Origin of the sequence: Brunnivagina elsteri CCALA 953, assembly GCF_002289455.1 — a bacterium.
Classification (GTDB): domain Bacteria; phylum Cyanobacteriota; class Cyanobacteriia; order Cyanobacteriales; family Nostocaceae; genus Brunnivagina; species Brunnivagina elsteri.
In genome coordinates, this window is the sequence record NZ_NTFS01000338.1 from 1 (window position 1) to 7,439 (window position 7,439).

At 39.2% G+C, this 7,439-nt stretch carries 3 protein-coding genes, 1 pseudogene and 1 CRISPR repeat array; all 4 genes and pseudogenes read left to right on the plus strand.

Going from position 1 to position 7,439, the window contains the following annotated elements; genetic code table 11:
* The first annotated feature begins 244 nt into the window (after positions 1-244).
* Entirely contained in the window at positions 245-1,591 is a 1,347-nt protein-coding gene (locus CK510_RS23010) for a cytochrome P450 (RefSeq protein WP_095723903.1), read from the plus strand.
* A gap of 360 nt (positions 1,592-1,951) precedes the next feature.
* The gene (locus CK510_RS23015) at positions 1,952-3,118 is read left to right on the plus strand and encodes a pyridoxal phosphate-dependent aminotransferase (protein ID WP_095723904.1); all 1,167 of its coding nucleotides are present in this window, start codon (positions 1,952-1,954) and stop codon (positions 3,116-3,118) included.
* Between the two features lie 214 nt (positions 3,119-3,332).
* A CRISPR array of direct repeats spans positions 3,333-5,025; the repeat unit is 37 nt; unit sequence GTTTCAATCCCTGATAGGGATTAGTTTTAATTGCAAT.
* A 448-nt stretch (positions 5,026-5,473) separates the two neighbouring features.
* Complete coding sequence (locus tag CK510_RS23020) at positions 5,474-6,982, plus strand: Ycf46 family AAA ATPase (protein WP_095723905.1); 1,509 nt, start codon at positions 5,474-5,476, stop codon at positions 6,980-6,982.
* A gap of 158 nt (positions 6,983-7,140) precedes the next feature.
* Positions 7,141-7,439: pseudogene (locus CK510_RS23025) on the plus strand (SH3 domain-containing protein); the annotation flags it as partial.

Below are 7,439 nucleotides of genomic sequence, written 5' to 3' on the forward strand. Positions count from 1 at the left end.
GGGTTAATCAGTAGTTGGGTATTTTGTACCATTATTTATACCAATATAATATAATAAAACCCCACCGCCTGTGGCACCTCCCCTTGTTAAGGGGAGGTTTAAGTTATCATGCATGAATGGGAGATTTGGGGTTAAATAATCTGTGGTTTCAGATAGGATTAGTATTTAGTTTTAAACCGAAAAAGATATATCACGTCTCTCTGTATTCATTCAATATCTAAAATTATTAAAGGTATATAACCTAATGCAGTTAACAAATGCGATCGCAACTCCAGCTTTCTTACAACGAATCCAATGGGTTAACAATCCTATTGGATACATGGAAAATGCAGTACAAAATTATCCTGATATCTTCATCAGCAAAATTTTGACAGGCAAACCAGTAATTTTTGTTAATCAACCCCAAGCAATTCAAGAGATTTTAACGAACGATCGCAAAAAATATACGGCTCCAGGAGGTAAGTATAATAACATACTGCGTCCAATTACTGGTAATTATTCAGTGTTCAATCTTGATGGTCAAACTCACCGAAAGCGGAGACAATTAGTAATGCCATCATTTCATGGCGATCGCATGAAAGCATATGGTGATTTGATTATCAAACTTGCTTTGCAAGTCATGGATGACATACCGATAAATCAGCCTTTTTTAGCGCGATCGGTAATGCAAGAAATCTCTACACAAGTAATTTTCCAATCAGTTTTTGGTTTGTATGAAGGAGAACGTTATCAGCAGCTAAAATACTTAATAAGAAAGTTGTTAGATGTTTTTAGCTCCCCTTTTACTTCCAGTTTCCTATTTTTTCCCTTCCTACAAAAAGATTTAGGGAAATTTAGTCCTTGGGGAAAATTTTTGCGCGATCGCGAACAAATAGATAAACTAATCTATGCAGAAATAGCAGAACGTCGTCAAAATACTAATTCTGAAGGAATTGATGTTCTCTCATTATTAATGTCAGCTAAAGATGAAGATGGAGAATCATTAACTGATGAAGAATTGCGCGACGAATTAATGACATTATTGTTAGCGGGATATGAGACTACTGCAACTGCAATGGCATGGGGTTTGTATTGGAGTCATTATTTACCAGAAACAGGTAAAAAAGTGCAGCAAGAATTTGACTCTTTAAATAATTATCCTGATGCAATGGATATTTTTAAATTGCCTTATTTAACAGCATTTTGCAACGAGATACTCCGCATAAATCCCGTATTAATGGTGCCTTTCCCCCGACTTACTCAAGAAAAAGTAGAACTTTTGGGTTATGAAATTCCACCAGAAACAGTAGTATTTGCTTGCATGTATCTCGTCCATCAACGGGAAGATTTATACCCCCAACCCAGACAATTTAAACCCGAACGCTTTTTAGAACGTCAATTTTCCCCCTATGAATTTATGCCGTTTGGAGGAGGAGTACGTCGCTGCGTTGGTGAAGCTTTAGCAATGTTTGAAATGAAATTAGTATTAGGGACGATTTTAGCAAAATATCAGCTAGCACTAGTCGATTCTCAACCCGAAATTCCCCGTCGTCGTGGTGTTACTCTCGCACCAGGTAAAGGTGTAAAAATGGTATTGACAGGAATACGATAAGGGGAGCTTAACCAAAAAATAGAGCTAGCAAAAGTTAGTAATTCCTAGTTCTTTGATTCCCTATAAAAAATCTTATCAACCAAGGGCTTCCAGGAAATAAAATATCCCAACATTAATCATATTATTAGTGAGGGTGGGAAAACCCATTAGTGTCAACTTAACGTAGAACCCTTTCTGTATCTCGTTCCCAGGCTCTGCCTGGGAATGACCTTTGGGAGGCTCTGCCTCCAGAGGAGATAAGGCTTCTCGCTTAAGTTGACACCAATGGGGAAAACCCCACCCCTACGGTAATTTAGGACAATTTGTTTCTTGCTATTCCCAAAAGACTTAGTTAACCATTAACTAATAACCATTAACCAAATGGCAAACATAATTTCCCGAATGGAGTCGGTTCAATCTCCAATTATCCCCGTGGTTGGGGAACTCATTCGCAACAATCCCGGAACGATTTCACTAGGGCAAGGTGTCGTTTCTTACACACCTCCTTCCGAAGCAATCGAGTTTTTACTTAGCTTCCTTTCAGACTCTTCAAATAATTTATACAAGTCTGTTGAGGGAATACCGCAGTTATTAGCAGTAATTAAAGAAAAGCTAAAAAGCTTCAACGCTATAGATATAAACGAAAATAACCGTATTGTTGTCACTGCTGGGAGCAATATGGCATTTATGAATGCTGTGCTAGCTATTACATCAGCAGGTGATGAAATTATTTTAAATGCACCATATTATTTCAATCATGAAATGGCGATCGCAATTGCAGATTGTCATACCGTAGTTGTAGAAACAGACGAAAATTATCATCTAAAACTAAATGCGATCGCGGATGCAATTACTTCTAAAACTCGTGCAGTTGTGACAATCTCCCCAAATAATCCCACTGGGGTTGTCTATTCGGAAGCTGAATTACGGGAAGTGAATCAACTTTGTGAAGAACGGGGCATTTATCACATTAGTGATGAAACTTATGAGTATTTTACTTATGATGGTGTAAAACATATTTCTCCAGCTTCATTTTTCGGTAATAATAAACACACAATTTCCCTATATAGTCTTTCCAAAGCCTATGGATTTGCTAGTTGGCGAATTGGTTATATGGTAATTCCCGAAGAACTATTTGTATCAATAAAAAAGATTCAAGACACAATTTTAATTTGTCCTCCGGTAATTTCCCAGTATGCAGCATTAGGAGCATTACAAGCGAAACCAGAGTATTTACAGCATCATCTCCATGAAATATCCCAAGTTCGCAAATTGGTGATGCGATCGCTCGAAGATTTAACAGGCATTTGTCAAATAGCGAATGCGGATGGTGCGTTTTATTTCTTTTTAAAAGTCAACACAGATATTGATGCTTTTAGTTTGGTAGAAAGATTAATTAAGGAATATCAAGTTGCTGTGATTCCCGGTAATACTTTTGGAATGGAGGAAGGATGTTATTTGCGAGTTGCATATGGAGCTTTGCAACAAGATACAGCGAAATCTGGAATTGAAAGATTAGTTAAGGGATTACAAGAAATAATTAATTAATATTTGTAATTAATATTCATAGGCTGGGGAGTCACTGCGTTACAAAGATTCCCTCCCCGACGCAAAAACTCAAACCTGCACAGATTCCCAACTTCTAACTATACTTGTTGTCAGATTTAAAGCTTTTACACAGAAGTCGGGAATCTTGAACCCACGCGATCGCTCTAAATAACCTCATATTCTCAACGACATCATGCGATCGCACTTTTTTTGCGTTTCAATCCCTGATAGGGATTAGTTTTAATTGCAATGGGATTAACCCACGTGCAGCAACCAGGATAGTCAGTTTCAATCCCTGATAGGGATTAGTTTTAATTGCAATTTTTCTTTGCAACCGTTGTAAGCAGGTGATGCAAGTTTCAATCCCTGATAGGGATTAGTTTTAATTGCAATTCGATGAGGGAGCCACTTTCACGCTTGATATGGTGTTTCAATCCCTGATAGGGATTAGTTTTAATTGCAATCATCTGCGAGTCAAAGTTCATATCAAAATCGTATAGGTTTCAATCCCTGATAGGGATTAGTTTTAATTGCAATAAGTAAACATAATACCTACTGATATTTGGATCAGGTTTCAATCCCTGATAGGGATTAGTTTTAATTGCAATTTAAAGAAGTGTCACACCCAGTACTTGACACTTTTTGGGTTTCAATCCCTGATAGGGATTAGTTTTAATTGCAATACTTCCAATGCTTCGCTTAAGTTTTCATGTAACTTAGGTTTCAATCCCTGATAGGGATTAGTTTTAATTGCAATTTTACCATTACCACCTTCCCCCTCATCTTCCGCAGTTTCAATCCCTGATAGGGATTAGTTTTAATTGCAATATGGCAGGCTCAATTAAGTGGTTTATTTACGAGGTTTCAATCCCTGATAGGGATTAGTTTTAATTGCAATATTCGGAAATGATACCGGGGAAGATGATGGGGATGTGTTTCAATCCCTGATAGGGATTAGTTTTAATTGCAATTCAAGCCGCGCGAGGTTTTTTACGCTAACTCAACCCGGTTTCAATCCCTGATAGGGATTAGTTTTAATTGCAATACATTTATCTAGAGCAGTCCCCTTCAACGTTAAGTTTCAATCCCTGATAGGGATTAGTTTTAATTGCAATTTTTTACCCCCATACACTGCCTTAAAGTTTCAATCGTTTCAATCCCTGATAGGGATTAGTTTTAATTGCAATGGGCAAACGGCGAACGGCGAACCCTTCCATTCGGGGTTTCAATCCCTGATAGGGATTAGTTTTAATTGCAATCCAGGATAACCAGGAAGGGGCTTTTGTTATTCAAATGGTTTCAATCCCTGATAGGGATTAGTTTTAATTGCAATCATTGCTGACCCTCTAACCACTGCGGTAACCTTGTTTCAATCCCTGATAGGGATTAGTTTTAATTGCAATCTTCCAATGCTTCAATTAAATACTCGTGAAGTTTGGGTTTCAATCCCTGATAGGGATTAGTTTTAATTGCAATGCAGCCGTACAATCCGCTGCGTGCCGCTAAACTCGTTTCAATCCCTGATAGGGATTAGTTTTAATTGCAATTTCGGAAATGATACCGGGGAAGATGATGGGGACGCGTTTCAATCCCTGATAGGGATTAGTTTTAATTGCAATAAGGGGCTTTTACTGGGCACAGAATATTGATTGAGTTTCAATCCCTGATAGGGATTAGTTTTAATTGCAATATGGCGCTTTGTTCCCCCGCGTCATCTTCGTAAATAGTTTCAATCCCTGATAGGGATTAGTTTTAATTGCAATCGCACCCGTACAATCCGCTGCGTGCCCTTAAATTCGTTTCAATCCCTGATAGGGATTAGTTTTAATTGCAATAAGCTTGATGAATCCAATACAGAAGCGGTTAATGGGTTTCAATCCCTGATAGGGATTAGTTTTAATTGCAATAGCTCGCTGTAGAAGCCTTGTTGTATTTGGTTTTCAAGGTGCAGTTGCGCCGACCTAAAATAAAAGTAGCTTTTCAGGTATCGAATTGTCAAGAGGTCACTTCCAACAATCCCTTAAACCTAGTCAGGATAAAGGCTTCAGCGATTGCGCTAACCTCCTACAGCATCAAAACCCATTCAAACCCATACAGTACAGGCATTTCAGGCGAAAAAAACGACTACTCAAAAAAAACACCCACAGGTTAGCGCAAAAAACTATTTTTTATCGCAACTACTTGACAAAAATTACGATATCCCCATGTTGTGATAAATCCTGTAAACCTTAAAAATAAGGAAAGGAAATCCCAAAAAATCAGTTATAAAATCAATTTTGAGCTTTTGGAGGGGGGAGAAACCCGGTTTCTTCAGTCAATTAAACGATTAACCCATAACCACTAACCATTAACCGAATGACATTTAGAGACGAATTTAAACTACTGCTCCGCGCTCGCTATCCACTAATATATATTCCCACATACGAAGAAGAACGTGTAGAAACCGCAATTCGGGAAGAAGCAGCACAACAAGGAAATCGTCCAGTATATACTTGGGATTTCGTTGATGGGTATCAGGGAAACCCAAATGACGCGGATTTCGGCAAACGTAACCCATTACAAGCATTAGAATTTATCGAGAAATTATCATCCTCTGCATCTGCTGTATTTATATTGCGGGATTACCATCGATTTTTAGATGATGTTGCGATCGCACGAAAACTTCGTAATTTAGCAAAGCTATTAAAATCCCAACCAAAAAATATAGTTATACTTTCCCCCCGTATTGCTATTCCCGACGATTTAACAGAGGTTCTCACAGTGGTTGAGTTTCCCTTGCCTAGTGGGGGAGAAATTAAAATCGAAGTCGAAAGACTTTCCCAAGCAATCGGAAATCCCCTTCCCGGAAAGCTTTTAGATGACTTAGTACGTTCCTGTCAGGGATTGAGCATGGAACGGATTCGTCGAGTTTTGGCAAAAGCGATCGCAACCCACGGAGAATTTCAAGCGGAGGATGTGGACTTAGTTTTAGAGGAAAAGCGGCAAACAATTCGTCAAACCCAAATCCTCGACTTTATTCCCGCAACCGAACAAATCTCTGATATTGGTGGATTAGACAACCTCAAAGACTGGTTAATGCGTCGAGGTGGCTCATTTTCCGAAAAAGCCCGTCAATATGGTTTACCCCATCCCCGTGGATTAATGCTAGTGGGAATTCAAGGTACAGGAAAATCATTAACAGCAAAAGCGATCGCACACCATTGGCATTTACCCTTATTGCGTCTCGATGTCGGTAGATTATTTGCTGGTTTAGTTGGTGAATCGGAATCACGCACGCGACAAATGATACAAGTAGCCGAAGCCCTCGCGCCATGCATTTTGTGGATAGATGAGATAGATAAAGCCTTTGCAGGAGTTGGAGGAAAAGGAGATGCGGGAACCACAGCCAGGGTTTTTGGTACATTTATTACCTGGCTAGCAGAAAAAACCTCACCCGTATTTGTGGTTGCCACAGCCAATGATATCCAAGCACTACCACCAGAAATGCTGCGAAAAGGTAGATTTGACGAAATATTTTTTGTTGGATTACCATCTCAAGAAGAACGCAAAGCCATATTCGATGTACACATATCACGCTTGCGATCGCACAACCTTAAAAACTATGATATTCGCCGACTAGCTTATGAAACACCCGACTTTTCCGGTGCCGAAATCGAGCAAACCCTAATCGAAGCCATGCACATCGGATTTAGCCAGAACCGCGATTTTACTACCGACGACATTTTAGAAGCCGCCAGTCAGATTATACCCCTAGCCCGCACAGCACAAGAACAAATTCAACAACTCCAAGCATGGGCAGCATCAGGAAGGGCACGTTTAGCATCAAAACAGAACCCATTACAAGGATTTGGGAGTGGAGAGTGAATTTCTTTCGGCTACAATAGCGATTTGTTTATGGGTTATTTGCGACTAGTTGTTAGCAATATCGAGATAGTAAAATAACCACACTCCTGATTCCTGACTTCTGACTCCTAACTATTAACTGAATAATTACTAAACTTTGGTGTTGAGGTTGCAAATTTATGGTTTTCAATATATTTAAGTTTTTCTTTGGATTTATTCTCGCGATCGCAATTTTAGTTGGTGGAGGGGTAGCTGCTGGTATCTACTTCATCAACCAAAGTTCCCGCGTTCCCGCAAAGCCAATCTACGCGAACGACGATTCAAAACTACGGGAAAAACTGGCAAAAACTCCATTACCAAAAGAGACAAAATCATCAGATAATTCCAACAAGGAAATTAAACAAGAGAAATCAGAGGTAAAAGCCACCCCAACACCAACAGCTTGGGAATCGGCTTTTGCCTCGGAACGCAACCTTAA